Annotated in this window: 23 protein-coding genes, 1 tRNA gene and 2 pseudogenes; 12 read left to right on the top strand and 14 right to left on the bottom strand. The window is 74.5% G+C overall.

Features of this window, described 5'->3' with window-relative positions; translation table 11 throughout:
- Nucleotides 1-36: 36 nt before the first annotated feature.
- From thrC to argS, 4 genes are all read right to left on the bottom strand, one after another.
- Nucleotides 37-1,086, bottom strand: a complete 1,050-nt coding sequence (thrC, locus tag AC1WTP_RS01575) for a threonine synthase (protein WP_481647453.1) — start codon at nucleotides 1,084-1,086, stop codon at nucleotides 37-39.
- A gap of 138 nt (nucleotides 1,087-1,224) precedes the next feature.
- Entirely contained in the window at nucleotides 1,225-2,547 is a 1,323-nt protein-coding gene (locus AC1WTP_RS01580; RefSeq protein ID WP_447138931.1) for a homoserine dehydrogenase, read from the bottom strand.
- Nucleotides 2,548-2,555: 8 nt separating this feature from the next.
- Nucleotides 2,556-3,941 carry a diaminopimelate decarboxylase gene (gene lysA, locus AC1WTP_RS01585; RefSeq protein ID WP_481647454.1) on the bottom strand — a complete coding sequence of 462 codons (1,386 nt, stop codon included), beginning with the start codon at nucleotides 3,939-3,941 and terminating at the stop codon, nucleotides 2,556-2,558.
- A 1-nt stretch (nucleotide 3,942) separates the two neighbouring features.
- Nucleotides 3,943-5,607 carry an arginine--tRNA ligase gene (argS, locus tag AC1WTP_RS01590; RefSeq protein WP_481647455.1) on the bottom strand — a complete coding sequence of 555 codons (1,665 nt, stop codon included), beginning with the start codon at nucleotides 5,605-5,607 and terminating at the stop codon, nucleotides 3,943-3,945.
- 100 nt (nucleotides 5,608-5,707) lie between these two features.
- On the opposite strand from argS, the gene AC1WTP_RS01595 reads away from it, so the two are divergent.
- From AC1WTP_RS01595 to AC1WTP_RS01610, 4 genes are all read left to right on the top strand, one after another.
- Nucleotides 5,708-6,514: a DUF3105 domain-containing protein gene (locus AC1WTP_RS01595; protein WP_481647456.1), complete on the top strand. Its 807-nt coding sequence runs from the start codon at nucleotides 5,708-5,710 to the stop codon at nucleotides 6,512-6,514.
- 7 nt (nucleotides 6,515-6,521) lie between these two features.
- Complete coding sequence (locus tag AC1WTP_RS01600) at nucleotides 6,522-7,187, top strand: DUF305 domain-containing protein (RefSeq protein WP_481647458.1); 666 nt, start codon at nucleotides 6,522-6,524, stop codon at nucleotides 7,185-7,187.
- A 223-nt stretch (nucleotides 7,188-7,410) separates the two neighbouring features.
- Entirely contained in the window at nucleotides 7,411-8,103 is a 693-nt protein-coding gene (locus AC1WTP_RS01605; RefSeq protein WP_481647459.1) for a winged helix-turn-helix domain-containing protein, read from the top strand.
- Between the two features lie 184 nt (nucleotides 8,104-8,287).
- Nucleotides 8,288-8,359, top strand: a tRNA-Arg gene (locus AC1WTP_RS01610).
- Between the two features lie 62 nt (nucleotides 8,360-8,421).
- Here AC1WTP_RS01610 and AC1WTP_RS01615 read toward each other — a convergent pair.
- The 4 genes from AC1WTP_RS01615 to AC1WTP_RS01630 all read right to left on the bottom strand — a co-directional run bounded on the left by AC1WTP_RS01615 (nucleotide 8,422) and on the right by AC1WTP_RS01630 (nucleotide 12,423).
- The gene (locus AC1WTP_RS01615; protein WP_481647460.1) at nucleotides 8,422-9,612 is read right to left on the bottom strand and encodes an NAD(P)/FAD-dependent oxidoreductase; all 1,191 of its coding nucleotides are present in this window, start codon (nucleotides 9,610-9,612) and stop codon (nucleotides 8,422-8,424) included.
- A 50-nt stretch (nucleotides 9,613-9,662) separates the two neighbouring features.
- Nucleotides 9,663-10,523, bottom strand: a complete 861-nt coding sequence (gene sigJ, locus AC1WTP_RS01620; protein ID WP_481647461.1) for an RNA polymerase sigma factor SigJ — start codon at nucleotides 10,521-10,523, stop codon at nucleotides 9,663-9,665.
- A gap of 98 nt (nucleotides 10,524-10,621) precedes the next feature.
- Nucleotides 10,622-11,581 (bottom strand): DNA polymerase domain-containing protein, encoded by a 960-nt coding sequence (locus tag AC1WTP_RS01625; RefSeq protein WP_481647462.1) that lies wholly within the window; start codon nucleotides 11,579-11,581, stop codon nucleotides 10,622-10,624.
- A 71-nt stretch (nucleotides 11,582-11,652) separates the two neighbouring features.
- A complete protein-coding gene (locus AC1WTP_RS01630; RefSeq protein ID WP_481647463.1) occupies nucleotides 11,653-12,423 on the bottom strand; it encodes an isocitrate lyase/PEP mutase family protein in 771 nt (256 codons plus the stop codon).
- 52 nt (nucleotides 12,424-12,475) lie between these two features.
- Here AC1WTP_RS01630 and pdxR point away from each other — a divergent pair, with 52 nt between their 5' ends.
- The gene (gene pdxR / locus AC1WTP_RS01635) at nucleotides 12,476-13,888 is read left to right on the top strand and encodes a MocR-like pyridoxine biosynthesis transcription factor PdxR (RefSeq protein ID WP_481647662.1); all 1,413 of its coding nucleotides are present in this window, start codon (nucleotides 12,476-12,478) and stop codon (nucleotides 13,886-13,888) included.
- A gap of 27 nt (nucleotides 13,889-13,915) precedes the next feature.
- Here the strand turns inward: pdxR and AC1WTP_RS01640 are convergent, their stop codons facing one another.
- Nucleotides 13,916-15,403: an MFS transporter gene (locus AC1WTP_RS01640; RefSeq protein WP_481647464.1), complete on the bottom strand. Its 1,488-nt coding sequence runs from the start codon at nucleotides 15,401-15,403 to the stop codon at nucleotides 13,916-13,918.
- 74 nt (nucleotides 15,404-15,477) lie between these two features.
- On the opposite strand from AC1WTP_RS01640, the gene AC1WTP_RS01645 reads away from it, so the two are divergent.
- The 3 genes from AC1WTP_RS01645 (at nucleotide 15,478) to AC1WTP_RS01655 (ending at nucleotide 18,822) form a co-directional block, all read left to right on the top strand.
- Nucleotides 15,478-15,918 (top strand): winged helix-turn-helix transcriptional regulator, encoded by a 441-nt coding sequence (locus AC1WTP_RS01645; RefSeq protein WP_481647465.1) that lies wholly within the window; start codon nucleotides 15,478-15,480, stop codon nucleotides 15,916-15,918.
- A gap of 111 nt (nucleotides 15,919-16,029) precedes the next feature.
- Nucleotides 16,030-16,575, top strand: a complete 546-nt coding sequence (locus tag AC1WTP_RS01650) for a TetR/AcrR family transcriptional regulator (protein WP_481647466.1) — start codon at nucleotides 16,030-16,032, stop codon at nucleotides 16,573-16,575.
- A 39-nt stretch (nucleotides 16,576-16,614) separates the two neighbouring features.
- Nucleotides 16,615-18,822, top strand: coding sequence for an MMPL family transporter (locus tag AC1WTP_RS01655; RefSeq protein WP_481647467.1), 2,208 nt, complete (start codon nucleotides 16,615-16,617; stop codon nucleotides 18,820-18,822).
- Between the two features lie 180 nt (nucleotides 18,823-19,002).
- Here AC1WTP_RS01655 and AC1WTP_RS01660 read toward each other — a convergent pair whose 3' ends face one another.
- Nucleotides 19,003-19,644, bottom strand: coding sequence for a CatB-related O-acetyltransferase (locus AC1WTP_RS01660; RefSeq protein WP_481647468.1), 642 nt, complete (start codon nucleotides 19,642-19,644; stop codon nucleotides 19,003-19,005).
- Between the two features lie 106 nt (nucleotides 19,645-19,750).
- On the opposite strand from AC1WTP_RS01660, the gene AC1WTP_RS01665 reads away from it, so the two are divergent.
- The gene (locus AC1WTP_RS01665) at nucleotides 19,751-20,392 is read left to right on the top strand and encodes a TetR/AcrR family transcriptional regulator (protein ID WP_481647469.1); all 642 of its coding nucleotides are present in this window, start codon (nucleotides 19,751-19,753) and stop codon (nucleotides 20,390-20,392) included.
- On the opposite strand, the gene AC1WTP_RS01670 is transcribed toward AC1WTP_RS01665, so the two are convergent.
- Nucleotides 20,374-21,630 (bottom strand): erythromycin esterase family protein, encoded by a 1,257-nt coding sequence (locus AC1WTP_RS01670; RefSeq protein ID WP_481647470.1) that lies wholly within the window; start codon nucleotides 21,628-21,630, stop codon nucleotides 20,374-20,376. The two genes, AC1WTP_RS01665 and AC1WTP_RS01670, sit on opposite strands and share 19 nt — an antisense overlap.
- Before the next feature lie 92 nt (nucleotides 21,631-21,722).
- On the opposite strand from AC1WTP_RS01670, the gene AC1WTP_RS01675 reads away from it, so the two are divergent.
- The gene (locus tag AC1WTP_RS01675; RefSeq protein ID WP_302919253.1) at nucleotides 21,723-21,914 is read left to right on the top strand and encodes a DUF2795 domain-containing protein; all 192 of its coding nucleotides are present in this window, start codon (nucleotides 21,723-21,725) and stop codon (nucleotides 21,912-21,914) included.
- A gap of 47 nt (nucleotides 21,915-21,961) precedes the next feature.
- Here the strand turns inward: AC1WTP_RS01675 and erm are convergent, their stop codons facing one another.
- Complete coding sequence (gene erm / locus AC1WTP_RS01680) at nucleotides 21,962-22,759, bottom strand: ErmE/ErmH/ErmO/ErmR family 23S rRNA (adenine(2058)-N(6))-methyltransferase (protein WP_481647471.1); 798 nt, start codon at nucleotides 22,757-22,759, stop codon at nucleotides 21,962-21,964.
- Nucleotides 22,760-23,282: 523 nt separating this feature from the next.
- Nucleotides 23,283-24,188, bottom strand: a complete 906-nt coding sequence (locus tag AC1WTP_RS01685) for a Gfo/Idh/MocA family protein (protein ID WP_481647472.1) — start codon at nucleotides 24,186-24,188, stop codon at nucleotides 23,283-23,285.
- Between the two features lie 149 nt (nucleotides 24,189-24,337).
- Between AC1WTP_RS01685 and AC1WTP_RS01690 the strand changes: the two are divergent.
- Both AC1WTP_RS01690 and AC1WTP_RS01695 read left to right on the top strand, forming a co-directional pair.
- Nucleotides 24,338-24,747 (top strand): annotated as a pseudogene (locus tag AC1WTP_RS01690) (hypothetical protein).
- Nucleotides 24,740-25,224 (top strand): annotated as a pseudogene (locus AC1WTP_RS01695) (hypothetical protein). The pseudogenes AC1WTP_RS01690 and AC1WTP_RS01695 overlap by 8 nt, the downstream one beginning before the upstream one ends.
- On the opposite strand, the gene fabG reads toward AC1WTP_RS01695, so the two are convergent.
- Entirely contained in the window at nucleotides 25,197-25,955 is a 759-nt protein-coding gene (fabG, locus tag AC1WTP_RS01700; protein WP_481647473.1) for a 3-oxoacyl-ACP reductase FabG, read from the bottom strand. The pseudogene AC1WTP_RS01695 and the gene fabG sit on opposite strands and share 28 nt — an antisense overlap.
- Nucleotides 25,956-26,033: the final 78 nt, after the last annotated feature.

The following is a 26,033-nucleotide window of genomic DNA, read 5'->3' on the forward strand; positions in this document are numbered from 1 at the left end:
AGCGCGGGAGGTGGGTGGTGGGTGGTGCGCGGGCCGTCAGGCGAGGTCGAGGGAGCGGGCGGCGGCGAGGGGGTCGTTGGCGATGGTGACCGGGGCCGGGGCGGTGGAGATGGCCCACTCCGGGTCCTTCAGGCCGTGCCCGGTGACCGTGCAGACCACGGTGGAACCGGCCGGGACCCGGCCCGCTGCCGCCTGCTGGAGCAGGCCGGCTACGCTGGCCGCGCTGCCCAGCTCCACGAAGACCCCGACCTCGCGGGCCAGCAGCCGGTACGCGGCCAGGATCTCCCGGTCGGTGACCGCCTCGATCAACCCGCCGGAGGCGTCCCGGGCGTCCAGGGCCCGGGTCCAGCTGGCCGGGTTGCCGATCCGGATGGCGGTGGCGATGGTGGACGGCTCCCGGACCACCTCGCCGGTCACGATCGGCGCCGCGCCGGCGGCCTGGAAGCCGTACATCTTGGGGGTGCGGGTGGCGTTGCCGTCGTCGAGCTCCTCGGCGTAGCCCATCCAGTAGGCCGAGATGTTGCCGGCGTTGCCGACCGGCAGGCAGTGGATGTCGGGGGCGTCGCCGAGCGCCCCGACGATCTCGAACGCGGCGGTCTTCTGGCCGTGCAGCCGGTCGATGTTGACCGAGTTGACCAGGGCCACCGGGTAGTCCTGGGCGAGCTTGGCGGCCAGCGACAGGCAGTCGTCGAAGTTGCCGTTGACCTGGAGCAGCTTCGCGCCGTGCACCAGCGCCTGGGCCAGCTTGCCCAGCGCGATCTTGCCCTGCGGCACCAGCACCGCGCAGGTCAGCCCGGCCCGGGCCGCGTACGCCGCCGCCGAGGCGCTGGTGTTGCCGGTGGACGCGCAGATGATCGCCTTGTTACCGGCCTCGACCGCCTTGGAGACCGCGAGCGTCATGCCCCGGTCCTTGAACGAGCCGGTCGGGTTGGCCCCCTCCACCTTCAGGTGGACGTCGCAGCCGAGGCGGGCGGAGAGCACCGGCGCGGGCAGCAGCGGGGTGTTCCCCTCGTGCAGGGTGACGACGGGGGTGGCGTCGGTGACCGGCAGCCGGTCCCGGAAGGCGTCGATCAGGCCCCGCCACATGTCGCTCTCCTCGCCTCTACCGCCCCGCCCAGCCGGGAGCGCCTCCAGCCTGGACCAGCCTCGCCGGGCCGGCCGCGGCACACCCGCCATTAACCACCTGGCGGGACAAGAGCACCAGCCCACACGCCGGGCGGACCGTCACAGCCCGCCCTCGACCCGCAGCACGCTGGTCACGGTCCGGACGATGTCCAGTCCGCGCAGCTCGCGGACGGTGGCGGCGAGCGCGGCGTCCGGCGCCACGTGGGTCACGATGACCAGTTCCGCGTCGTCGCCCCGGCCGGCGGCGCCGGAGCTGCCGGCCTCCGCCGAGCCCTGCCGGACGGTCGCGATCGAGACGTCGTGCCGGGCGAACACCCCGGCCACCGCGGCCAGCACACCGGGACGGTCGGCCACGTCCAGGCTGATGTGGTAGCGGGTGAGCGCCTCCCCCATCGGCCGCACCGACAGGTCGGCGTACGCGCTCTCGCTGGCCGCGCGGACCCCGGCGAGCCGGTTGCGGGCGACCGCCACCACGTCGCCGAGCACGGCGCTGGCGGTCGGCGCGCCGCCGGCGCCCCGGCCGTAGAACATCAGCTGCCCGGCCGCCTCGGCCTCGACGAAGACGGCGTTGAACGCGTCGCCGACGCCGGCCAGCGGGTGGGTCCGCGGGATCATCGCCGGGTGCACCCGCACGCTGACCGTCTCCCGGCCGGCGGCGTCCGCGCCCCGGGCCGCGATGCAGAGCAGCTTGATCGTGCAGCCCATGGCCTTGGCGCTGGCCACGTCGGCGGCGGTCACCTCGGTGATGCCCTCCCGGTGCACGTCGGCGGCGCCCACTCGGGTGTGGAAGGCCAGTGACGCCAGGATGGCCGCCTTGGCCGCCGCGTCGAAGCCCTCCACGTCGGCGGTCGGGTCGGCCTCGGCGTACCCCAGCTCGGTCGCCTCCTCCAGCGCCTCGGCGAAGCCGGCCCCGGTGGCGTCCATGGCGGAGAGGATGAAGTTGGTGGTGCCGTTGACGATGCCGGTGACCCGGTTGATCCGGTCGCCGTGCAGCGACTCGCGCAGCGGGCGCAGCAGCGGGATCGCCCCGGCCACGGACGCCTCGTAGTAGAGGTCGCCGCCGCCCTCGGCGGCCGCGTCGTGCAGCGCCGCGCCGTCCTCGGCGAGCAACGCCTTGTTGGCGGTGACCACGCTCTTGCCGGCCCGCAGCGCCTCCACCAGCCAGCCCCGGGCCGGCTCGATGCCGCCGACCACCTCGACCACCACGTCGACGTCGTCCCGCTTGATCAGGCCGAGCGGGTCGGTGGTGAACAGCGCCGGATCGACCGGCAGGTCACCGCGGTCGCGGCCGAGCCGCCGGACGGCGATACCGGCGATCTCGATCGGGGCACCGATCCGGGCGGCGAGGTCGGCCGACTGCTCGTGCAGCAGCCGGACCACCTCGCTACCGACGGTGCCGCAGCCGAGCAGCGCCAGGCGCACAGGTGACGTCATCCAACATCCAATGCCAGCAGGTCCTCTTCGGTCTCCCGCCGGACGATCACGCGCGCCTGGCCGCCCCGCACCGCGACCACCGGGGGGCGGGGCACGTGGTTGTAGTTGCTGGCCATGCTCCGGCAGTAGGCGCCGGTGCCGGGCACCGCGACAAGATCTCCGGGCTGCACGTCGGCGGGCAGGAATTCATCCTTCACCACGATGTCCCCGGACTCACAATGCTTTCCCACCACGCGGGCGAGCATCGGCTCGGCGGCCGACGCCCGGGAGGCCAGGGTGGCGGAGTAGGACGCGTCGTAGAGCGCGGTGCGGATGTTGTCGCTCATCCCGCCGTCGACGCTGACGTACGTGCGGATGCCGTCGACGTCCTTGACCGTGCCGACCTCGTAGAGGGTGAACACGGCCGGCCCGACGATGGCCCGGCCCGGCTCGATGGAGAGCCGGGGCACGGCGAGTCGTTCGGCCGCGCACTCCCCGTCGACGATCTTGCGCAGCCGCTTGGCCAGGTCGTGCGGGGCGGCCGGGTCGTCCTGGGTGGTGTAGGCGATGCCGAAGCCGCCGCCGAGGTCCAGCTCGGGCAGCTCCACCCCGCGCGCGTCGCGGATCTGCGCCTGCAGGGCGAGCACCCGGCGGGCGGAGACCTCGAACCCGCTGGCGTCGAAGATCTGCGACCCGATGTGCGAGTGCAGGCCGCGCAGCTCCAGGACGTCCTCGTCGAGGATCTTGAAGGCGGCGGCCGCGGCCGCCCCGCCGGCCAGCGAGAAGCCGAACTTCTGGTCCTCGTGGGCGGTGGCGATGAACTCGTGGGTGTGCGCCTCGACGCCGACGGTGACCCGGATCAGCACCTTCGGCCGGACGCCGCGCTCGCGGGCCAGCGCGGTGAGCCGGTCGATCTCGGTGAACGAGTCGACGATGATCCGGCCCACCCCGGCGTCCACCGCCCGGGTCAGCTCGGCGACCGACTTGTTGTTGCCGTGGAAGCCGATCCGCGCCGGCTCCATCCCGGCGGCCAGCGCGGTGGCCAGCTCGCCACCGCTGCACACGTCCAGGTGCAGGCCCTCCTCGTCGATCATCCGCACCACGGCACGGCAGAGGAACGCCTTGCCGGCGTAGTAGACGTCGACGTCCGGGAACGCGGCCCGGAAGTCGCGGCAGCGCGAGCGCAGGTCGTCCTCGTCGAGCACGTACGCCGGGGTGCCGAACTCGGCGGCGAGGTCGCGCACGCGCAGGCCCGCGACGGTGAGCTGGCCGTCCGCGTCGCGCGCCACGGTGCGCGGCCAGAGCTGCGGCACCAGGGCGTTGACGTCGTCCGGGGTACGCAGCCAGGCCGGCCCCCGGCTGCCGATGTCGCCGTGCAGCGCACCGGCTTCGTGAGCCCGCATGTCACATCCTCTCGGGGGCGGAGACGCCGAGCAGGTGCAGCCCGTTGGCGATCACCACGCGGGTGGCGTCGTTCAGCCAGAGCCGGGCCCGGTGCAGGTCGGCGACCTCCTCGTCGCCGCGCGGCAGGATCCGGCAGTTGTCGTAGAACCGGTGGTAGGCCCCGGACAGGTCCTCCAGGTAGCGGGCCACCCGGTGCGGCTCGCGCAGCTCGGCCGCGGTGGACACCACCGCCGGGAACTGGGCGAGCGCCTTGAGCAGCTCGTTCTCCTTCTCGTGGTCGAGCAGGTCGGGGCGGAACGCGGCGGCGTCGCCGCGGGTGAGCCCGACCTCGGCGGCGTTGCGCCCGACGCTGGCCGTCCGGGCCGCCACGTACTGCACGTAGTAGACCGGGTTGTCGCGGGTGGCCCGGGTCCACAGCTCGACGTCGATGTCGATCGGGGAGTCGCTGGAGTAGCGGGCCAGCGCGTACCGGGCGGCGTCCACCCCGATCGCGTCGACCAGGTCCTCCAGGGTGACCACGGTGCCGGCCCGCTTGCTCATCCGCATCGGGGCGCCGTCGCGGACCAGGTTGACCAGCTGGCCGATGAGGATCTCCAGGTTTCGCTCCGGGTCGTCGCCGAAGCAGGCGGCCATCGCCCTCATCCGGCCGATGTAGCCGTGGTGGTCGGCGCCGAGCATGATGACCACCCGCTCGAAGCCGCGCTCGCGCTTGTCGAGGTAGTAGGCGCAGTCGGCGGCGAAGTAGGTCCACTCGCCGTTGGACTTGCGCAGCACCCGGTCCTTGTCGTCGCCGAACTCGGTGGTGCGCAGCCAGGTGGCGCCCTCGGCCTCGAAGACGTGGCCCTGCTGCCGCAGCCGGCTCAGCGCCAGGTCGAGCTCGCCCCGGTCGTGCAGGTCCTTCTCGTTGAAGTAGGTGTCGAACTCGACGCCGAAGTCGCGCAGCGACGAGCGGATCTCGTCGAACATCAGCGCCACGCCCTCGACCCGGAAGACCTCCTGGGCCGCCGCGTCGTCCAGCGTCAGCACGTCCGGCCGGCGGGCCCGCACCTCCGCGGCGATCTCGCCGAGGTACGCCCCGGCGTAACCGTCCTCCGGAGTCGGCTCGCCCCGGGCGGCGGCGAGCAGCGAGCGGGCGAACCGGTCGATCTGCGAGCCGGCGTCGTTGAAGTAGTACTCGGTGCCCACCTCGGCGCCGGTGGCGCGCAGCAGCCGGCCCAGCGCGTCGCCGACCGCGGCCCAGCGGACCCCGCCGATGTGCACCGGGCCGGTCGGGTTGGCCGAGACGAACTCGAGGTTGATCCGCTGCCCGGCGAGCCGGTCGCTGCGGCCGTACTCCGGGCCGGCCTCGACGATCGCCCGGGCGAGCTGGCCGGCCGCGGCCGCGTCGAGCCGGATGTTGAGGAAGCCGGGGCCGGCGATCTCCACCGACTTGATCCCGGCGGACCGGCCGAGCTGCTCGGCCAGCGCGGTGGCGAGTTCCCGCGGCGGGACGCCCACCTTCTTGCTGAGCTGGAGCGCCAGCGTCGAGGCGTAGTCGCCGTGCTCGGGGTTGCGGGGTCGCTCCACCGCCGTCCGCTCCGGCAGGGCGGAGCGATCCAGGCCCCGCTCGGTGAAGACGGCGTGGGCTGCGGAGAGGACGACCTCGGCGAGTTCTGCGGGAGTCACCGAACCATGTTATCGGGGGTAGACTCGGCACCCGCGGCGGCGACCCAGCATGTGAACCCGACCCGCCGGTTCCCCTGACCGACCGACCTGACGAGGCACGATGAGCATCAGCACCCCGGGCGGCGAGCAGCGCCGTCCGACCGTGGTCAGCACCGGCAAGAAGCCGGCGGCCCGGCCGGCCGCTGCCGGCAAGCCGGCCGGCGGCAAGGCCGGGTCCGGCAAGTCGACCGGTCCCCGCCCGGGCGCCGGGGGCAAGGGCCGCAAGCCGATCACCCCGGTCAAGGTCAGCCAGGGCCGCTCCTGGGGCCCGATCGCGCTCTTCGTCGCCGTGGGCGTGCTCGCCGCCTCGATCATCGGCTACGGCGCCTGGGCGGCGTTCCAGGGCTCGAAGCCGTGGGAGGAGCGGGCGGCCGACATCTCCGGCATCGTGAACTACCGCGAGCTGGACAAGGAGCTGGTCAAGGGGAGCAACCACCAGCCCGGCCCGATCAAGTACGAGATCTCCCCGCCGGTGGCCGGCCCGCACAACGCGGCCTGGCAGAACTGCATGGGCGACGTCTACGACGCCCCGATCGCCAGCGAGCACGCGGTGCACAGCCTGGAGCACGGCGCGGTCTGGATCACCTACCGGCCGGACCTGCCCGCCGACCAGGTGGCCAAGCTGCGCGGCAAGGTCGAGGGCGTGGAGAAGACCATGCTCAGCCCGTTCGAGGGGCTGGACAAGCCGATCTCGCTGCAGGCCTGGGGCTACCAGCTCAAGGTCGACAACGCCGACGACAAGCGGATCGACGAGTTCATCAAGACGCTGCGGGTGAACGCCTCGATCGAGGGGCCGACGGCGCTGTGCAACCAGGGGATCACCGCGACCGGCACCACCCCGCGCGACAACGCGGGGACGCAGGGCTGAGACGACGATGAGCGCACCGACCACGACCGAGACCGTCGACCTCGACGACCCGACCCCGCCGGGGCGCCGGTCCACCGCGCGCCGCTGGGGCACGGTCGCCCTGGCCCTGGCCGTCGTGGTCGGGCTGCTCCTCGGGTACGCCGGCGGCCTGCTGACGCCCCGGCTGACCCGGCCCGGGGACGCCTCGGTGGAGGCGGGCTTCGCCCGGGACATGAGCACCCACCACGCGCAGGCGGTGGAGATGGGCCTGATCGCCTTCCAGCGCGGCACCGACCCCGAGGTCCGCAGCATCGGCGGCGACATCGCCCTCGGCCAGCAGGGCGAACTCGGGGCCATGCAGACCTGGCTGCGGTCGTGGGGGCTGGACCCGACCGGCTCGCAGCCGCCGATGTCCTGGATGCCGGACGGCGAGTTGTCGGTGCAGAACGGCCTGATGCCGGGGATGGCCACGCCCGAGGAGATGGCGGCCCTGCGCGCCGCCCAGGGGCGGGACCTGGACGTCCGGTTCCTGCAAATGATGATCAAGCACCACCTGGGCGGGATCCACATGATCGACGGGGTGCTCGACGCCAGCGACGAGCCGGACGTGGTCCGCACCGCGCAGACCATGAAGAACACCCAGCAGACCGACCTCACCAACCTCCAGAACGCCCTCAAGCGCCTCGGCGGCTGATCCGCTCCACCTCCGCGTCGACCGAGAGGTCTGCGTCACCACCGGTCCTCCCGGATGACGCAGACCTCTTGATCATTTCGGACCCGGTGGGACCGGAGAAGTCTTCCGCTTTGTTCGCTGTATCCCATTTATGAGTTTTGCGGGGTGTGGGCGATTGCTTTGCTAAGAGAGTTTTCTCCGCACATATCGTGACCAGTTGCGATTCGGGCTCGTTGCGCAGGACGTGGGGGTTGCACTCAGAGACGCGCGGCGTTCGGTCACCAGCTGGTGCCGACGCCACACCATCGGCGGTGACGGGGCGGTGGCAGCCGTCCGTCGCGGACAGCGGCAGAGCGAGTCGGGATCGCTCAGCCGCGAACAGGAACTCGAACTGATCGACGTGCTGCGGGGCGTCCACCCCGACGAGTTCGGCCTGGACGAGGAGCTGTGGACGCGGCAGAGCCTCCAGACGCTCATCCAGCGCCGGTTCGACCTGTCGCTGGACGCCGGCGCGGTCGGGGCGTACCTGCGGGCCTGGGGGTTGGGTCCGCGGGAGCCCCGGGAGCGGGCCTGCGGGCTCTGCGTGGGCGCGGTCGAGCGCTGGGTCCGCAGCGAGTACCCGGTCATCACCCGAGCGGCCCAGGAGCACCTCGCCGAGGTCTACTGGATCGGCCGGGTCCGGCTGCGCGGCACCATGCCGGCGGCCGACGTGATCTCCGCCGTCTCGTCCCGCGGCCGGGTCCGCTTCATGATCACAACACCTACGGTCGACCCGCCGCTCCCCCGCGAGTTCGTGCTCCGGCTCAGCGGCGAGGAGCAGCGCACCGTGCACCTCATCGTGGACGGCTCGTGGCCCCGCAACGAGTGGCCCCGCCGACTGCCCCGGCGCATCGTGCTGCACCCGCTGCCCAGCTGCGGCCGCGCCGTCGCCGCCTGACCCGGGGGCGCACCGCCCACAGGCGCGCCGTCGCCGCCTGACCCGCGGCGCACCGCCCACAGGCGCGCCGTCGTCGTCGACGGCGGCATCCGCAGCCGTCGGCCCGGGCGCCGCGACACGGGTCGACCACGGATACCGATTCGGCGTTCGGTGGGGACGTTTGCTAGTCTTCTCCAGTCGCTGAGCCCCCGTAGCTCAGGGGATAGAGCACCGCCCTCCGGAGGCGGGGGCGCAGGTTCGAATCCTGCCGGGGGCACCGAGAACCACCGCGTTCGGGACCCGCCGCTGCCGGCGGGTCCCGTTTCGTCTGCGCCACCCTCAGCCCCGCTGGGCGGTCACCGGCCGGTTGCGCCGGCCGCCGGTGGTGCTCAGCATGCCGGCCGAGATGGCGATCCGCTTCGCCAGCCCGTAGGTCTTGATCGGGCTGCTGCTGACGGTCTCCTTGTAGAACACGGCCGCCCGGCCGGTGAGCAGCCAGCGCCGGGGAGTGTCGTCGGCGTACGTGAACTGGATGACCGCGTCCCTGCGCCCGATGCTGACCGGTTGGTGGAGGTAGCCGAACCGGAACGGCTTGAGCACCTTGCCGCGCACCTGGCGGGCGACGTTCTCGGCGGCGTGGGCGGCGGTCGGCAGGCCGCTCTGGCACGTGCCGTGGATGACGCCGTAGGCCTGCCGGATCGCGGCGGCGTCCCCGATGGCGTAGATCTCCGGGTGCGACACGGAGCGCAGGGTGGCGTCGGTCACGATCCTGCCGGTCTCGTCGGTGGTGATCCCGGCCTCGACCGCCAGGGGCGGCACCCGCACCCCGGTGGTCCACAGGGTTCCGTCGCCCGGCACGACCTCGCCCCCGGCCAGTTCGACACCCTCCGGTAGCACCTTGGCCACCTCGACGCCGGCGCGGACGGTCACGCCCAACCGGTCGAGCGACGCCCGCAGATAGGCGCGGGCCCGGGGGCCCATCATCGCGCCCGGCTCGCCGCGGCTCAGCAGCGTCACGGCGACGTCCGGGTGGCACTCGGCGATCTCGGCGGCCGCCTCGATCCCGGTGAGCCCACCCCCGCACACCAGGAAGCTGCCCCGACCGGCGGCCTTGAGGTGCTCGGCCATGCGCTGTGCGCTCCGGGGGCTGTTGAGGGTGTAGGCGTGCGCGTCGGCTCCCGGCACGCGGGCGGTGTCCGTGGTGCTGCCGATCGCGTAGACCAGCGTGTCGTAGTCCACGGCGATCCGACCATCCACGGTGACCGTCCGCGCGGCGGTGTCGATGCCGGTCGCCCAGCCCTGGACGAAGGCGATCCCGGTGCCGGTCAACAGGTCCGGGATGCGGTGCTCGGCGAGCTGTTGTCCGGTCGCGATCTGGTGCATCCGCAGCCGCTCGGTGAACCTCTCCCAGGGGTTGATCAGCGTCACGCGCACCCGGCCCCCGCCCCGACGCGCCGCGCCGAGAGCCGCCAGCATGCCGGTGTAGCCGGCGCCGACAACAACGATTCGTGTCCGCTCTGTGTTCGTCATGCCCCACGGACGGGACCGCGGGCGTGGCACGTGAGCTGCTGTGAGCGGCGTCACATCCCGCCGACGGCGGTGAGTTTCTCCGGGTTGCTGATCAGGTGGATCTCCCGGGCGCGCCCGTCGACAAGGTGCAGCACGACGACCGCCACCGGGGTCTCGGCGGAGTAGATGACGACGCCGGGGCCGCCATTGACCTCCGTGACGACGACGCGCGGCGACTCCGGCATGCGCCCGGCGAACGTGACCAGCGCCCGCACCACCAGATCGATGCCGTCGATCGCCCTGCGGGGCGCGGGCGCCAGGCCGCCGCCGTCGCAGACCAACCTGACGTCGGGCGCGAGCACCTCCATCAGGGCGGCCAGGTCGCCGCCGGCACTGGCCGACATGAACGACTCGGTGACCTTGCGTCGCGTTCCCTGATCGGTGTCATAGCGCCGGCGGCGTCCGCTCACGTGCTGGCGCGCGCGCACCGCCGTCTGGCGTACCGACTCCGGGCTCCGGTCGACGATGTCGGCGATCTCGTTGTGGGAGTAGCCGAACGCCTCGTGCAGCACGAAAACCGCCCGCTCCAGCGGCGACAACGACTCCAGGATGAGCAGCAGGGCCAGCGACACCGACTCGGACCTGGCCACATCGTCGGCGACATCCGGCGCGGTGAGAATCGGCTCGGGCAGCCACGGCCCGACGTACGACTCGCGCCGGGCGGCCGCGCTGCGCAACCGGTCGATGGCCAGCCGGGTGGTCACCCGGACCAGGTAGCCCTCCGGGTTCTCGACCTGTCCGGTGTCGACGGCACTCCACCGCAGCCAGGCGTCCTGCACCACGTCCTCGGCGTCGCTGGAGCGGCCCAGCACCCGGTAGGCGACGCCCACCAGGAGCGCGCGATGTTCGGCGAAGACCGTGTCGTGTCGCACCCGCAAAGAATACGAAGGCGCCGGGCTCGTCGGGTTGGCGTGCGGGCGGCGGTCCACGGTCGGCCTCGGGCTGCTTCGGGTGGGCGGCCGGGCGTACCTCAGCCGGCGGCGCGGCGGGCGCCGGCCCGGCGCTTGCCCTCGTGCATGGCCTGCACCCGGGCGACCGGGATGGTGTGCCCCTCGGCGACCAGGTCCGCCGGGAGCGGCTGCGGCGCGGGCAGCTGCTCGGCCCACGGGTCGCGGTCGGCGACCAGGCCGGGCGCGGTACGGATGGTGAAGTCGGCCGGGGTGACGTCGCCCAGGTCGGCCCAGTCCACCGGGAACGACACCGGCACCCCCGGCCGCAGCCGCGGGCTGTACGCGGCCACCACGGTCGCCCCGCCGGCCCGGGTGGAGTCCACGAAGACCTTGCCGCCCCGGTCCTCCCGGATGAACGCGGTGGTGGCCAGCGCGGGATCGAGCCGCTCGGCGCGGGCCGCGATCGCCCGGGTGGCGGCGGCCATGTCCACGGCGGTGGCCCCCGCCGCCACCGGTACGAAGACGTGCACACCCTTGGCCCCGCTGGTCTTGACCGCGCCGACGAGCCCGGCGTCCGCCAGCGCCTGCCGGACCAGCCGGGCGGCGGCCACGGCGAGGGCAAACGAGTCCCCCTCGGGCGGGTCGAGGTCGAGCACCAGATGGGTCGGGCGGTGCAGGTCGGCGACGGTGGCCAGGGTCGGGTGGTACTCCACCGCCCGCTGGTTGGCGAACCAGAGCAGGGTCCGCCGGTCGTCGCAGAGCCCGTACGACACCTCGCGGTGCGACGCCTCGGCCCAGACCGGCGCCCGGCGCACCCACTCCGGGGTGTACTTCGGCAGGTTCTTCTGCATGAACGGCGGCTGCCCGGGACGCACCCGGATCACCGACAGCGGCCGGTCCCGCAGCTGCGGCACGATCCGGTCGCGGACCGCGTCGAGGTAGTCGACCAGGTCCCGCTTGGTCGCGTCGGCCCCGTCGAACAGCGCCTGGTCCAGGTTGGTCAGCGCCACCCCGTCCCGGGTCTCGTCAGCCCCGCTCATCCGATCACCTTCCCGGCCCGGGGCCCGCCGGTCAACCGGACACGACCGACGACCGGCGGGCAGGTCCCGCGTCAGGGCGCCGGTTCGCCGGTGGCGACCGCGTCGAGCAACCGGGCGGTGTACGCGCGCGTGGCGGCGTACAGGCCGGAGCCGTAGCTGACCCGGGCCACCCCGAGCGCGGCCAGCCCGGCCGGCGCGGGGCCGCCCGGACGGGCCAGCACGTTCACCGGCCCGGCCACCGCGTCGACGAAGCTCCGCAACTCCCCCGGGTCGGCCAGCAGGATCGGGTAGACGCAGTCCGCGCCGGCGGCGAGGTAGCGCCGGCCCCGGCGGACCGCCTCGGCGAGCCGGTCGGCCGGGGCCCCGGTGGGCCGCAGGAAGACGTCCACCCGGGCGTTGAGCACCACCGGCACCCCCGCCGCGTCGGCCGCCGCCCGCACCTCGGCCAGCAGGTCGGCCTGCTCCCCGGCGTCGACCAGCGCGCCGGTCCGCGGGTCGGAGTCCTCCAGGTTGAGCCCGACCGCCCCGGCGGCGAGCAGCCGGTCGACCAGTTCGGCGGGGCGCAGCCCGTACCCTCGCTCGAGGTCGGCGGTGACCGGCACCTCGACCGCGCGGGCGATCCGGGCGACCGCGTCGACCATCTCGCCGACCGGAGTGGTCTCGCCGTCGGCGTGGCCGAGCGACTCGGCGACGGCGGCGCTGCTGGTGGCCACGGCCGGGAAGCCGGCGGCGGCGACGGCCCGGGCCGAGCCGGCGTCCCAGGCGTTGGGCAGGATCAGCGGGTCACCGGGCCGGTGCAGCGCGCGCAGCGCCGCCGCCCGACCCGTCAGGGTGGCGGTCATCCGCCGATTGTCGGCCCTCCGGCGGCCCGCCCTAAGCTCCAATTCCGTGCCGATGGACTGGGCCGCTTTCGGGGTCGACCTGCACCTGGAGCTGGACGCGACGGCCGGCCGCCGGGCCGGGCTGGAACGCGCGCTGCGCGAGGCGATCCGGGACGGTCGGCTGGCCCCGTCGACCAGGCTGCCCGCCACCCGGACGCTCGCCGCCGAGCTGGGCCTGTCCCGGGGCACGGTCAGCGCGGCGTACGACCAACTGGTCGCCGAGGGGTGGCTGGTGGCCCGGGTGGGCGCCGGCACCGAGGTGAGCCCGCTGCGGCGCGCCGCACCCCCGCCGGCCGCCGCCCCGCCCGGCCCGGCCGCGCACCGCTACGACCTGCGCCCGGGCAGCCCCGACGTGGCCGCCTTCCCGGTCACCGCCTGGCTGCGCGCCACCCGGCGGGCGCTGGCCGCCGCCCCGGCGAGCGCCTACGGCTACGGCGATCCGCGCGGGCGGATCGAGCTGCGCACCGCGCTGGCCGGTTATCTGGGCCGGGCCCGGGGCGTGCTGGCCGACCCCGACCGGATCGTCGTCACCACCGGGTACGTGCAGGCGCTGGCGCTGCTGGTGGGCGTGCTCCGCGACGCGGGCCGGCCGATGTTGGCGATGGAGGACCCGGGGCTCGCCTTCCACCGGGAGGTGGCCCGCCGGCACGGCGGCAGCGTGCTGCCGTTGCCGGTGGACGACCGGGGTGCCCGCACCGACCTGCTCGGCACCGGTGAGCTGGCCGACGTGGCCGCCGTCGTGGTGACCCCGGCCCACCAGTACCCGACCGGGGTAACGCTGGCGCCCGAGCGCCGGCACGCGCTGACCCGCTGGGCGCGGGAGCGGGACGCGCTGGTGGTGGAGGACGACTACGACGGCGAGTTCCGCTACGACCGGCAGCCGGTCGGCGCGGTGCAGGGCACGGCGCCGGAGCAGGTGGCGTACGTCGGCACCGCCGCCAAGACCCTCGGCCCGGCGCTGCGGCTGGCCTGGCTGGTGCTGCCGGCCCGGCTGGTCGAGCCGGTGGTGGAGGCGAAGCGGCACCTGGACCTGCACTCGGAGACGATCGGGCAGTTGGCGCTCGCCGACCTGGTCACCGGCCACGGCTACGACCGGCAGATCCGGGCGGTCCGCCGGCACTACCGCCGGCGCCGGGACCTGCTGCTCGACCGGCTCGACGGGACCGGCCGGCGGTACGCCGTCGGCGGGGTCTCCGCCGGCCTGCACGCGCTGCTGCAGCTGCCGCCGGACGGACCGGGCGAGGCCGAACTGCTCGCCGAGGCCGAGCGGCGAGGTCTGGCCCTGGGCGGCCTGGCCGGTCACCGGCACCGCCCCGGGGCCCACCCGCCCGGCCTGGTCGTCGGCTACGCCACCCCGCCCGCGCACGCCTACCCCGCCGCCCTCGACACCCTGCTCGCCGTCCTCCGCGCCGCCGGGTCGCGCTGACCTCCCGCGATCGTGCAGGTCCGGTCCTCACTTCGCGACCTTCGTCCGAGATGCCGGGGCGGAAAGCGCAAGATCACGGGGGTCGGAGGGGCCGGGGCCGGCGGACGCGGTCGGGGTGGGGCGGCGGGTGAGGGTGGTCAGGGCCAGCAGCAGGGCCGCGGTGACCAGGGCGGCGGCCACGGCGAAGGCGGTCCGGTAGCCGGCGGCGAGGGCGGCGGTCTCCGCCCAGCCGGCACCCCGCAGGCCGTCGGTGCGACTGGCGGCCAGGGTGGCGAGCGCGGCCAGCCCGACCGCGCCGCCGACCTGCTGGGTGGTGTTCGCCAGCCCCGACGCGAGCCCGGCGTCCGCCTCGCCGGCGCCGGCCATGGCCAGCGTGGTCACCGCCGGCAGCGTCAGCCCGCCGGCGGCGCCGAAGACCAGGATCGCGGGGAGCACGTCGACCGGGTAGCCGCCGTCGACCGGCAGCCGGGCCAGCAGCAGGAACCCGACCACGGCGAGCGCCAGCCCGGTGAGCAGCACCGCCCGGGCGCCGAACCGGGCCACCAGCCGGCCGGCGAGGCCGAGCGAGACCACCGCGATCATCACCGGGGTGGGCAGGAAGGCCAGCCCGGTGGCCGCCGCGTCCAGCCCGAGGACCAGCTGGAGCTCCAGGGCGAGCAGGAACTGGAAGCCGAAGAACGCGGCGACCATGAGGAACTGGACCGCGTTCGCGGCGACCAGGTCGGGGGCGCGCAGCAGCCGGGGCGGCAGCAGCGGGGTGGCGGTCGTTCGCTGGCGGAGCGCGAAGCCGCCGAGCAGGGCGGCGGCGAGGCCGGCGGCGCCGAGCGTCCGGGCCGAGGTCCAGCCGTGCTCGCCGGTGCCGACGATCGCCAGCACGGCGGCCATCAGTCCGGCGGTGACCAGCGCCGCGCCGAGCACGTCCAGGCCGGCGCGCAGCCCGACCCCCCGGTCCGGCGCGATCCGGCGCACCGCGGCGACCAGGATGACCAGCCCGATCGGCAGGTTGATCAGGAAGATCGCGGGCCAGCCCGCGAGGTCGGTGAGCACGCCGCCGGCCAGCATGCCGATCGAGGAGCCGGCGGCCCCGGTGAAGCTGAACACCGCGATCGCCCGGGCCCGCTCGGCCGGTTCCGGGAAGAGCCGGACGATCATGCCGAGGCTGACCGCCATGGTGAGCGCCCCGCCGACGCCCTGGGCGAACCGCGCGACGACCAGCACCGCCGGCCCGGTCGCCACCGCGCAGAGCAACGAGGCGAGGGTGAAGAGCGCGACCCCGGCGAGGAAGACCTGCCGGCGGCCGAGCAGGTCGCCGAGGCGCCCGGCGAGCAGCAGCAGCCCGCCGAAGGCGACCAGGTAGGCGTTGACCACCCAGGCCAGGCCGGTGGCGGTGAAGCCGAGGTCCCGCTGGATGGCGGGCAGCGCCACCGCGACGATGCTGCCGTCGAGGATGATCATGAGGCTGCCGGCGCAGAGCACGAGCAGCGCGGGCCAGCGGGACGGATCGGTGCGGGTCATCGGAGCCCCCTAGGTGCATGGTTTGTTACCGGAGACATCCTCTGTGACTATTAGGCGGAGCGTAAGGAGGCACTTTGATGTCCCAGGGGAACAGCGATGTGCCCGTGACCGGCGACCGGAGCCAGTCGTGCGGGGTCGGCGACCTGCCCTTCACCCCGGACCAGGCGCGGGCCTGCACGGTCCGCGAGGTGCTCGACCGGGTGGGCGGCAAGTGGAGCATCGGCATCCTGGTCGCCGCGTCCCAGGGCCCGGTGCGCTTCACCGAGCTGGAGCGCTGCGTGGAGGGGATCAGCCGGCGGATGCTCACGCTGACCCTGCGCAACCTGGAGCGCGACGGCCTGCTGCACCGGCGGGTCTACCCCACCGTGCCGCCCAGGGTGGAGTACACCGCCACCCCGATCGCCCTGGAGCTCTACGGGTCGCTGGTCGCCCTCACCAACTGGGCCGAACGGCACCGCACGGCGATCGCCGAGGCGCGGGCCGCGTACGACCGGGAGCACGGCGTCCCGAGCTAGGCCCGCGCCGCCGGTAGCCCCGCTGTGGCAAACGCCACCCGACCCATCTGACCGATCGGTCAGCACCTGACCGATCGGTCAGGCATGCTGGTTCGGAAGGGGGTGACCGGCATGGCACGGGCGGTACCGGAGACGCGGGACGAGATCCTCGCCGCGGCGGCGCGGCGGTTCGCGGTCAGCGGCTACCGGGGCACGTCGTTGCAGGACATCGCCCGCGAGGTGGGCTGTTCCAAGGCGGCCGTGCTCTACCACTTCGCCAACAAGGACGCCATCCTCACCGAGCTGATGGCTCCGGCGATCGAGGTGCTCCAGGCGCTGGACGAGCGGATCGCCGGGCAGACCGGTGCGGCCGCCCAGCGGATCGCCGCCGAGGGCTTCGTCGACCTGGCCGTCCGGTTCCGGCGGGAGATCACACTGCTCCGCGGCGAGTTCCCGGAGCTGCTCCAGCAGCCGGCGTTCGCGCACATCCAGCGCATCTCCGAACGGCTGCGCGACGCGTTCGCCGGGAACTGCGACCGGCCGGACGCCCGGATCGCCGCGTTCGTGCTGCTCGCCGGCATCCCGGAGGCGTGCGCGGAGTTCGTCGACGTGCCCGACGCCGAGCTGCGCCCGGCGTTGCTGGCGCTGATCCGGCGCGGCCTCGTCCCCCTGGACTGACCCGTCCATCCACCCACGACCGAGGACAAGGAAACCTTCATGGCGACCCTGCTCTACCGGCTCGGCCGGGGCGCGCTGCGCCGGCGGCGACTCGTCGCGGCGATCTGGCTCGTCGTACTCGTCGGCTTCGGCCTGGCCGCCGCGACCCTGCGCGGCCCGACGGCGAGCAACTTCACCATGCCCGGCACGGAGTCCCAGCGCGCGCTCGACCTGCTCGCCGAGCAGTTCCCGGACGCCAGCGGGGCCACCGGCACCATCGCGGTCAAGGCGCCGGCCGACGGCCAACTCGGCACGCCCGAGGGGCAGGCCGTGGTCGGGGAGATCACCAGGGAGGCGGCGGCGCTGCCCGGCGTGGTCGCCGCGGTCGACCCGTTCCAGGCCCGGGCGGTCACCCCGGACGGCCGGTACGCGCTGGTCCAGGTCCAGTTCGCCACCGGCGCCGACGAGGTCACCGACGAGCAGCGCGCGGCGTACGAGAAGATCGGCGCGCCGGCCGAGGAGCGGGGCTGGCAGGTCGCCCCGGGCGGTGAGGTGCTCAACAGCGAGCCCGAGGTCGGCTCGACCGAGGCGCTCGGCGTGCTGGTCGCCGCGATCGTCCTGGTGATCACCTTCGGGTCGCTGGTGGCGGCCGGGATGACCATGCTCAACGCGCTGATCGGGGTGGGCGTCGGGATGGCCGGCCTCTTCGCGCTCAGCGACGTGGTCGAGCTGACCAGCACCGCACCGATCCTCGCCCTGATGCTCGGCCTGGCCGTCGGCATCGACTACTCGCTCTTCATCACCTCCCGGCACCGGCAGAACCTGCTGGACGGCCTGCCTCCGGACGAGGCGGTCGGCCGCGCGGTGGGCACTGCCGGTTCGGCGGTGGTCTTCGCCGGCGCCACCGTGGTCATCGCCCTGGCCGGGCTGGCCGTGGTCGACATCCCGTTCCTCACCGTGATGGGTCTGGCCGCCGCCGGCACGGTCACCGTGGCCGTGCTGGTGGCGATCACCCTCCAGCCGGCGCTGCTCGGCTTCGCCGGCAGCCGGGTGCTCCCCCGCAAGCTGCGCGCCGCGGCGCGGGCCGGGGACATCGCGACGGACGGGGAGCGCCCGCCCGCGCCGGCCGAGGACCGGTCCGGCTTCGGGTTCCGCTGGGCCCGCGCGGTCACCCGGTTCCGGGTGCCGGTCATCCTGGTCGGCCTGCTCGGGCTCGGGCTGCTCGCGCTCCCGGCGCCGGACATGCGGCTGGCCCTGCCCGACGCCGGCACCGCCCCGGCCGGCTCCCCGGCCCGGGTGTCGAACGACCTGATCACCGAGGGCTTCGGGCCGGGCTTCACCGGCCGGCTGGCGGTGGTCGTCGCCGGTGACACCGCGCAGGACACCGCCGCCGCCGTACCGCAGGTGACCGCGCTGGTCCAGCGCACCGACAACGTCCTCGCGGTGGCTCCGCCGCAGCTCAGCCCGGACGGCCGGACCGCGCTGCTCGGGGTCGTGCCGAAGACCGGCCCGACCGACGCGGCGACCGAGACGCTGGTCCACGACGTCCGGGCCGCGGTCGGCGGGATCCCGAACGCGGACGTGCTGCTGACCGGCGTCACCGCGATCGGCATCGACGTCTCGGACAAGCTCTCCGACGCGCTGCCGGTCTACCTGCTGCTGGTGGTCGGGCTCTCGGTGCTGCTGCTGATGCTGGTGTTCCGGTCGCTGCTGGTGCCGGTCAAGGCCGCGGCCGGCTTCCTGCTCACCGTTGCCGCGACCTTCGGCATCACGGTGGCGGTGTTCCAGCAGGGTCACCTCGCCGACCTGGCCGGCCTGGACACGCCCGGCCCGCTGATCAGCTTCCTGCCGATCCTGCTGATCGGCATCCTGTTCGGCCTGGCGATGGATTACGAGGTCTTCCTGGTCTCCCGGATGCGCGAGGACTTCGTGCACGGCGACACCGCCCACCAGGCCACCATCAACGGGATGGGGCACGGTGCCCGGGTGGTCACCGCCGCCGCCCTGATCATGATCTCGGTCTTCGGGGGCTTCGTCTTCCTCGACGACCCGGTGATCAAGTCGATGGGCTTCGCGCTCGCCGTCGGCGTCGCGATCGACGCCTTCGTGGTGCGGATGACCATCGTCCCGGCGGTGATGTCGCTGCTCGGCAGGGGGGCGTGGTGGCTGCCGCGCTGGCTCGACCGGGCGCTGCCCAACGTGGACGTCGAGGGCGAGGGCCTCCGCGCCCACCTGCACGAACCGGCCGCGGTCGGCCCGCGCGGCTGAGCCGGCCGACAGCGCGGACGGGCCCGCCCGGCGTCGCCGGGCGGGCCCGTCCGCGGCCACCTACCGGGTGCGTGCCGGCCACCAGGTGCACCCCGACCAGCGGGCAGGCCAGCACCAGCCAGGAGGCGCGGGGAGGCGCGGCAGGCGGTCGGAGCGACTCGCCGCCGCGCCGCGGTCCGGTCAGCCGCGCACGGCCCGCTCCAGCTCGGCGGGGGTGCCGGCCATGATGATCCGGGCGTGCCGGGCCACCTGCTCCGCCGGCCAGTTCCACCAGGCGAGGTCGAGCAGCCGCCGCACGTCGTCCTCGGCGAAGCGCCGCCGGATCGGCCGCGCCGGGTTCCCGCCGACCACGCTGTACGGCTCGACGTCGGCCGTCACCACCGACCCGGCCGCGACGATCGCGCCGTCGCCGATCCGTACGCCGGGCATGACCAGGCAGCCGTAGCCGAACCAGACGTCGTTGCCGACCACGGTGTCACCCCGGCTCGGCATGCCCATGGCGAGGTCCAGCGTGGCGTCCCGCCAGGCGCCCTCGAACATCGCGAACGGGTAGGTGGAGACCCCGACCGTGGGATGGGCTCCGCCGGCCATCAGGAACCGGGTGCCGGTGGCGATCGCGCAGTACCGGCCGATGACCAACCGCTCCGGCCCGTACGCGTAGAGCACGTTGAGCCGCTCGAAGTCGGCCGGCCCGGCCGGGTCGTCGTAGTAGGTGTACTCCCCGACCTCGATCGTCGGCGAGGTGACCACGGGCTTGAGGAAGGCGACCCGGTCGAAGCCGGGCAGGGGGTGGCGGGTCGTCGGGTCCGGAACGGTGGTCATGCGACTCCTCTCCGCCGAGCGGCGGCACGGCACCCCTAAAAGCAACTCGTGTTGCGATAGCATCCAGGATGCCTGCCGTTCCGCCCTAACGCAACTGGAGTTGCTTTTGCCTGCCGACCGCGCCGCCCGCCCCGGCGGCCGCACCGCCCGGGTACGCGCCGCCGTCCGCGCGGCCACCCTGGCCGAACTGGCCGAGAAGGGCTACCAGGGGCTGACCGTCGACGCGGTCGCCGAACGCTCCGGCGTGCACAAGACCACCGTCTACCGGCGCTGGGGCAGCGTCGAGGGACTGATCACCGACGCCCTGGAACTGGCCGCCGGCGAGCCGTGGCCGGTCCCGGACACCGGCGACCTCGCCACCGACCTGCGGGCGCTGACCCGGGAGGTGCTGGCCGGGTTCACCGACCCGGAGACCGGGCCGGTCGCGACGGCCTTCGTCTCGGCGGCGGTGCAGAATCCGGCGGCCGCCCGCGCCCTGCACGCCTTCCTCGCCGCCCGGCACGAGCAGTCGGCGCCGGTGGTGCGGCGGGCGGTCGCGCGGGGTGAACTGCCCGCCGGCACCGACGCCGCCGAGGTGGTCCGGGTGGCCGTCGCCCCGCTCTACTACCGGCTCTTCGTCAGCGGGGAGCCGATCGACCCGGCGACCGCCGACCGGGCCGCCGACGCCGCGCTGGCGGCCGCCCGGGCGGGCGTCTTTCGGGTCGCGCCGGCTGCGGAGGGCTCGCCCGCTCAGACGCCGGCCGGGTAGGTCTCCATCTCGCCCGGCGCGCCGAGTGCCGGCAGCGGGTGCAGGGCGGTCGCCTCGTCGCACCAGATGAACGCGTCGTACCGCTCCCCCAGCCGGGTCGGCACGTAGTTGCCCCACGACTCGAAGGACGGGTCGTAGACCACCCCGATCGCCCGGTGGTCGACGGTGTCGGTGACCCAGCCGGGCTGGTCGTCGCCGCCGAAGACCAGCACCGCCCGCTCCGGCATCAGCTCGTGCAGCCGCCGCTCGATCGAGCCGGGACGGGCCGGCGGCACCACCATCGCCTCGGCCGGCGAACCCCAGCGGGGCGCGGCGACCACGTTGCCCCGGTAGCTGCCGAAGCCGACCAGGACCACCTCGTCCGCGCCGTGCCGCTCCCGACCCAGCTGGCCGATGTTGGTCATCCCGTCGGCGGCCATGTCGGTGGCCCGGGCGTCGCCGACGTGGGTGTTGTGCGCCCAGACGATCCCCCGCGAGTCCGGGCCGTAACGGTCCAGCAGCCGGTCCAGGGTGTCCGCCATGTGGATGTCCCGGACGTTCCACGACTCCGGCCCGCCGGCCACCATCGCCCGGTAGTAGCGCTCGGCGCCGGCCACCACCTCGGCGTTCTGCCAGACCGAGAAGCTGTCCGCGCCGTCCGCCGCGGCCTGTTCCCGGGTCCGCGCCAGCAGCCGGACCACCTCTTCCTCGCACCGGGCGGAGACGAACCGGCTGGCCGCCCCGTACTCCTCGACCCGCTTGCCGTACGGCTCGAAGCAGCGGTACGCGTCCTGGGCCGCCTCCAGCGACGCCGGGTCCTCCTCGCCCAGGTAGTCGAAGATCGCCTGCATCGACTCCCACAGGCTGTAGACGTCGAGGCCGTGGAACCCGGCCCGGGCCCCCTCGGGCCGTTCCAGGTTCCACGCCCGCAACCAGCGGCAGAAGCGGGCCACCTCGGCGTTCGCCCACATCCACGTCGGCCAGCGTTCGAACCGCTCCAGCGCGGTCACCGGCTCGACCACGCCACCCGGTGCCCCGGTGACCGAGCGGTGCACCCGGTCGCAGTCCGGCCAGTCCCCCTCCACCGCCACGAAGGAGAAGCCGCACTCGGCGATCAACCGCCGGGTGAGCTGCTCGCGGAGCCGGTAGTAGTCGTAGCTGCCGTGCGTCGCCTCGCCGATCATCACTATCCGGGCGTCCCGGACGCGTTCCAGCAACGGGTCGAAGTCGCTCGGCGCGCCGAGCCGCTGAACCAGCATGCCCGCGGCTACCCGGCGGGTCGGGCGGGCAAACCGGCGGCCGGGCGGCCCCGGGGTGGTGTGTCCGACGGCTGGGCGGGTAGCCGGCGGACATGACCGTCACCGGGGTGCAGTTGCAGGAGTACCTGGCCGGGCTCGACTACCCGGTCTCCCGCGAGGACCTGGTCCGCTGGGGTCAGGAGAACGGGGCCAGCACCGAGATGCTCCAGATGCTGCGGGCGCTGCCGGCGGAGCAGTTCGACGACCCGGCCGAGCTCAGCGAGGCGCTCAACACCCTGGCCTGACGCCGGCCGGCCCCTCGACGTGCCCGTGGGGCCGGCCGGGTCGCCGGTCAGCGCGCGTGCAGCAGGCGGAACAGCACCAGCCACTGCTCCGGCCAGACGTGCCCGACCGGGGTGCCCGGGTCGAGCCGGGTCGCCCGCAGCGCCGCGGCCAGCCGGGCCCGCGGGTGGTGCCGCGCCAGCGAGGCCGCGAGCGAGCCGCCGACACCGTCGAACCCGGTCTCCACCATCCGGCGGTAAGCGGGCAGCGCCGCCGGGGGCAGCAGCGGCTCGGACCGTCGTTCCAGGCGCAGGATGCCGGCGTCCACCCGGGGCACCGGCCGGAACGCGGTGCGGGGCACCCGCCCGGCCAGCCGCCACCCGAACTCCGGCCAGGTCGACACGGTGAGCCGGGTCCACCGGCCGTAGTCGCCGCTGCGCCGGCGGGCGTACTCCAGCTGGGTGAGCAGCGTCGCCGCGCGCAGCCCCGGGGCGGCCAGGCACCAGCGGACCACGGCCGAGGTGAGTGACCAGGGAATGTTGCCGACCACCTCGAACGGCTCCGGCGGCGGCTCGGTGGCCAGGAAGTCGGCCTGCCGGTGGGTCACGCTGGGCAGCGCCGCGCAGGTCGCGGCCAGCTCCGCGCCGGCCACCGGATCCACCTCGTACGCGACCAGGCGCCGGCAGCGGGCGGCCAGCGGCCGGGTCAGCTGGCCGCGGCCGGCGCCCACCTCCAGCACCAGCCGGTCGGGGTCGGGGCGGGCCGCCCGGACCATCCGCGCGATCGCGGCCGGGTCGGCGAGGAAGTTCTGGGAGAGTACGCGACGGGACCGGTCGCGTTCGGTTGCTCGGGTACGGCGGGGCGCCACGGGTCGTCGTCCTGTCTGTCGCCGGTGGGCGACGGTACGGACAGGCGGCCGGAATCGGGCCTGTCCGGGTGGTCGGGGACTCGGACGGCCCTGGGTGATGGCACGGGACGGTTCGGCGCGGACAGCACGGCACGCCGGGCGGGTGCCCGGGGCGGCAGGTCACCCCCGGGTGGTGCCCGGGCGGGGTGGCGCTGCGTGCGGGAGGTGGATCAGGCGCGGGTCGCGTCCCGGCCGGCCAGGGCCGGACGCCGGACTCGCGGGCGGGCCACCAGCAGCGGCCCGAAGGCGGCCGGCGTGCCGACCCCCTCGATCAGAGCGTGCGCGAACATGCCCGCACCCTAGCTCCCACACCCCCACCCCGACCACCCACTTTTCCCACCCCCCGGCCGCCCCGCCGTCCTGCCTGTTGATCATGGGGTTTCGGTCACGACACGCCGGAGCGCGTGACGCGAACTTCACGATCAACTGGGGGCGAGGTGGGGGCTGGGGGCGCCCCGGGCGGGTGGGGGTGGGGGTGGGGTGGTCAGGCGGGGACGGTGATGGTGCAGGCGTTGCGGCGGGCGGTCTCGGCGGCGGTGAGGACGGCGACCACCTCGCGACCGAAGCGGACGTCGCAGCGGTGGTCCCGGGTGCCCGCCTCGATCTCCTCCAGCAACTGGTCGATGGCCACCCGGTACGCGTCCACCGCGCTCCCCTGCCCGGCCGGGACGGTCTCGATGCCGTTCTCGCCGTAGAAGACGAACTCGCGGGTCCTCGCCTCGGCCGGCGCGTCCAGGGTGAGCGAGACGGTGCTGGTCGCCCCGCCGGAGTGGGTGAGCAGCAGGTGCACGATCCCGCTCGGGCCGTCGGCCGCGGCCACCCGGTCCACCCGGCCCAGCACCGGCAGCAGGGTCGACAGCGCGTGCGGGCCGACGTCCCACAGCGCGCCGTGCTCCCGCCGCCACAGCGACCCGCCGTACGGGCTGTCGGGCTGGTAGATCGAGGCGAACATCGTCGCCCGGGCGTGCTGCCAGCCCCCGGCCGCCGCGATCGAGGCGAGGAACGCCGTCACGTCCGGGTGGTAGCGCTGGGTGAAGAACACGACCGAGGCCACCCCGGACTGCTGGGCGACCTCGACCACCCGGTCGGCGTCGGCGAGGCTGAGCGCGAGCGGCTTGTCCAGCAGCAGGTGCCGGCCGGCGGTGGCCGCCCGCGCCGCGATGTCGGCCTGCACGTCCGGCGGGAGCGCGACGGCGATCGCGTCGCAGGCGTCGATCAGCGCGTCGACGTCGTCGAAGGCGGGCACCCCGAAGCGGCTGGCGAGGGCGGCGACATTCTCCGGGTTGCGCCCCCAGACTCCGGCCAGCGTGGTCTTCGGGTGCGCGTCGAGCGCCGCGCCGTGCGTCTCCGTCGCCCAGTGACCGGTGCCGAACAAGCCGAACCGCAGCACGAGAACCCCCGGTGTCGTCGTCCGCCGCGGCGAGGCCCGCGGCCGTGATCCACGCTAGTCGCCGCGTCCAGCGCCCGCCCCCTCGACACTCACCCCGGGCGGGTGACCGGGGCGGCGGGCAGTACTACACGGGTTAGTAGGCTGTCCCGGTGACCGAATCGAGCACCCGCCGATGACCGCGGCCAACTCGCCGGTGGACGGGGTCCTGGCCACCGCCGCCATCGTGCTGTCGCTGCTCGTCGCGGCCTGGGCGCTGGTCGCGACGCTGCGCCACCGCGCGCCGGACCGGGTACAGCTGATCGGGCTGGCCGTGCTGGAGGTGGCGCTGCTCGCGCTGGCGGCGCTGGCGCTGGTCGCGCTGGGCGGCGGCGACCGCCCCGGCGAGCCCGGCGCGTTCGCCGGCTACCTGGTGACGCTGGTCTGCCTGCCGCCGCTGGCCTGGGTGCTGGCCCGGATGGAGCCGACCCGCTGGGGCTCGGCGATCGTCTGCGCGGTCTGCCTGGTCACGCCGGTGGTGGTGGTCCGGTTGCAGCAGACCTGGGAGGTGCTCGGTGGCTGAGGCGCCCACCGCGGCCCGGAAGCGGACCAACACCGGGCCCGGACGGCTGCTGATCGCGGTCTACCTGCTCTTCGCGATCGCCGCGACCAGCCGGGCCGGGTTGCAGATCGCCACGAAGTTCGCCGAGGCGCCGGTGGCGTACCTGCTCTCCGCGCTGGCGGCGCTGGTCTACATCGTGGCCGCGGTCGGGCTGGCCCGGGCCGGCGCCGCCGGCCGGCGCCTGGCGCTGGCCTGCTGCTCGGTGGAGCTGGTCGGGGTGCTCGGCGTGGGCGTCCTCAGCCTCGTCGACCCAAAACTCTTCCCCGACGAGACGGTCTGGTCGCAGTTCGGCAGCGGGTACGGCTACATCCCGCTGGTGCTCCCGGTGCTCGGCCTGACCTGGCTCTGGCGCACCCGGCACGACCCGGCCTGAGCCCCGGCGGGCGGCGCCCGCCGGGGTGGTGCGCGGGTCAGTCCCTGGGCCCGCCGGCGACGTAGACGACCTGGCCGGAGACGAAGGACGCGCCCTCGCTGGCCAGGAACGAGATGGTGTGCGCGACGTCCTCCGGCCGGCCCACCCGGCGGACCGGGATCTCCGACTCGGCGTGCTTCTGCAGTGCCTCGAAGTCCACCTTCATCCGGGCCGCGGTGGCCGCGGTCATGTCGGTGACGATGAAGCCCGGCGCGACCGCGTTGACGGTCACCCCGAACGGGCCCAGCTCGATGGCGAGGGTCTTGGTGAAGCCCTGCAGGCCGGCCTTGGCGGCGGAGTAGTTCGCCTGCCCCCGGTTGCCCAGCGCGGAGGTGCTGGAGAGGTTGACGATCCGGCCCCACTTCCGCTCGACCATGTGCTTCTGGGTGGCCTGGCTGAACAGGAACGCGCCGCGCAGGTGGACGCCCATGACGGTGTCCCAGTCGCTGTCGCTCATCTTGAACAGCAGGTTGTCGCGGAGCACGCCGGCGTTGTTGACCAGCACGGTCGGCGCGCCCAGCTCGGCGGCGACCCGCTCGACGGCCGCCTCGACCTGCGCCCGGTCGGCCACGTCGGCGCCGACGCCGAGCGCCCGGCCACCGGCGGCGGCGATCGCGTCGACGGTCTCCTTGGTCGCCGACTCCTCGATGTCGACGACGGCGACCGCCATCCCGTCGGCGGCCAGCCGGCGCGCGGTGGCCGCGCCGATACCGCGCGCGGCTCCGGTGACGATGGCGACGCGGGGCTCCTCCGACATGATTACCTCCCGGTAACTTGGGCTCGATCGAAGGAGCTTAACCCAGGCGTACCCGGCCGGCGCCGGCCCGCTCAGCCG

It is taken from the genome of Micromonospora sp. R311 (assembly GCF_056780015.1).

Bases quoted from the DNA above. Each gene is read 5' to 3' on its own strand.
- thrC (WP_481647453.1), bottom strand. From the start codon at position 1,086: ATGTGGCGGGGCCTGATCGACGCCTTCCGGGACCGGCTGCCGGTCACC.
- lysA (WP_481647454.1), bottom strand. From the start codon at position 3,941: ATGCGGGCTCACGAAGCCGGTGCGCTGCACGGCGACATCGGCAGCCGG.
- AC1WTP_RS01595 (WP_481647456.1), top strand. From the start codon at position 5,708: ATGAGCATCAGCACCCCGGGCGGCGAGCAGCGCCGTCCGACCGTGGTC.
- AC1WTP_RS01600 (WP_481647458.1), top strand. From the start codon at position 6,522: ATGAGCGCACCGACCACGACCGAGACCGTCGACCTCGACGACCCGACC.
- AC1WTP_RS01615 (WP_481647460.1), bottom strand. From the start codon at position 9,612: ATGACGAACACAGAGCGGACACGAATCGTTGTTGTCGGCGCCGGCTAC.
- AC1WTP_RS01625 (WP_481647462.1), bottom strand. From the start codon at position 11,581: ATGAGCGGGGCTGACGAGACCCGGGACGGGGTGGCGCTGACCAACCTG.
- AC1WTP_RS01630 (WP_481647463.1), bottom strand. From the start codon at position 12,423: ATGACCGCCACCCTGACGGGTCGGGCGGCGGCGCTGCGCGCGCTGCAC.
- pdxR (WP_481647662.1), top strand. From the start codon at position 12,476: ATGGACTGGGCCGCTTTCGGGGTCGACCTGCACCTGGAGCTGGACGCG.
- AC1WTP_RS01640 (WP_481647464.1), bottom strand. From the start codon at position 15,403: ATGACCCGCACCGATCCGTCCCGCTGGCCCGCGCTGCTCGTGCTCTGC.
- AC1WTP_RS01650 (WP_481647466.1), top strand. From the start codon at position 16,030: ATGGCACGGGCGGTACCGGAGACGCGGGACGAGATCCTCGCCGCGGCG.
- AC1WTP_RS01655 (WP_481647467.1), top strand. From the start codon at position 16,615: ATGGCGACCCTGCTCTACCGGCTCGGCCGGGGCGCGCTGCGCCGGCGG.
- AC1WTP_RS01660 (WP_481647468.1), bottom strand. From the start codon at position 19,644: ATGACCACCGTTCCGGACCCGACGACCCGCCACCCCCTGCCCGGCTTC.
- AC1WTP_RS01670 (WP_481647470.1), bottom strand. From the start codon at position 21,630: ATGCTGGTTCAGCGGCTCGGCGCGCCGAGCGACTTCGACCCGTTGCTG.
- AC1WTP_RS01675 (WP_302919253.1), top strand. From the start codon at position 21,723: ATGACCGTCACCGGGGTGCAGTTGCAGGAGTACCTGGCCGGGCTCGAC.
- fabG (WP_481647473.1), bottom strand. From the start codon at position 25,955: ATGTCGGAGGAGCCCCGCGTCGCCATCGTCACCGGAGCCGCGCGCGGT.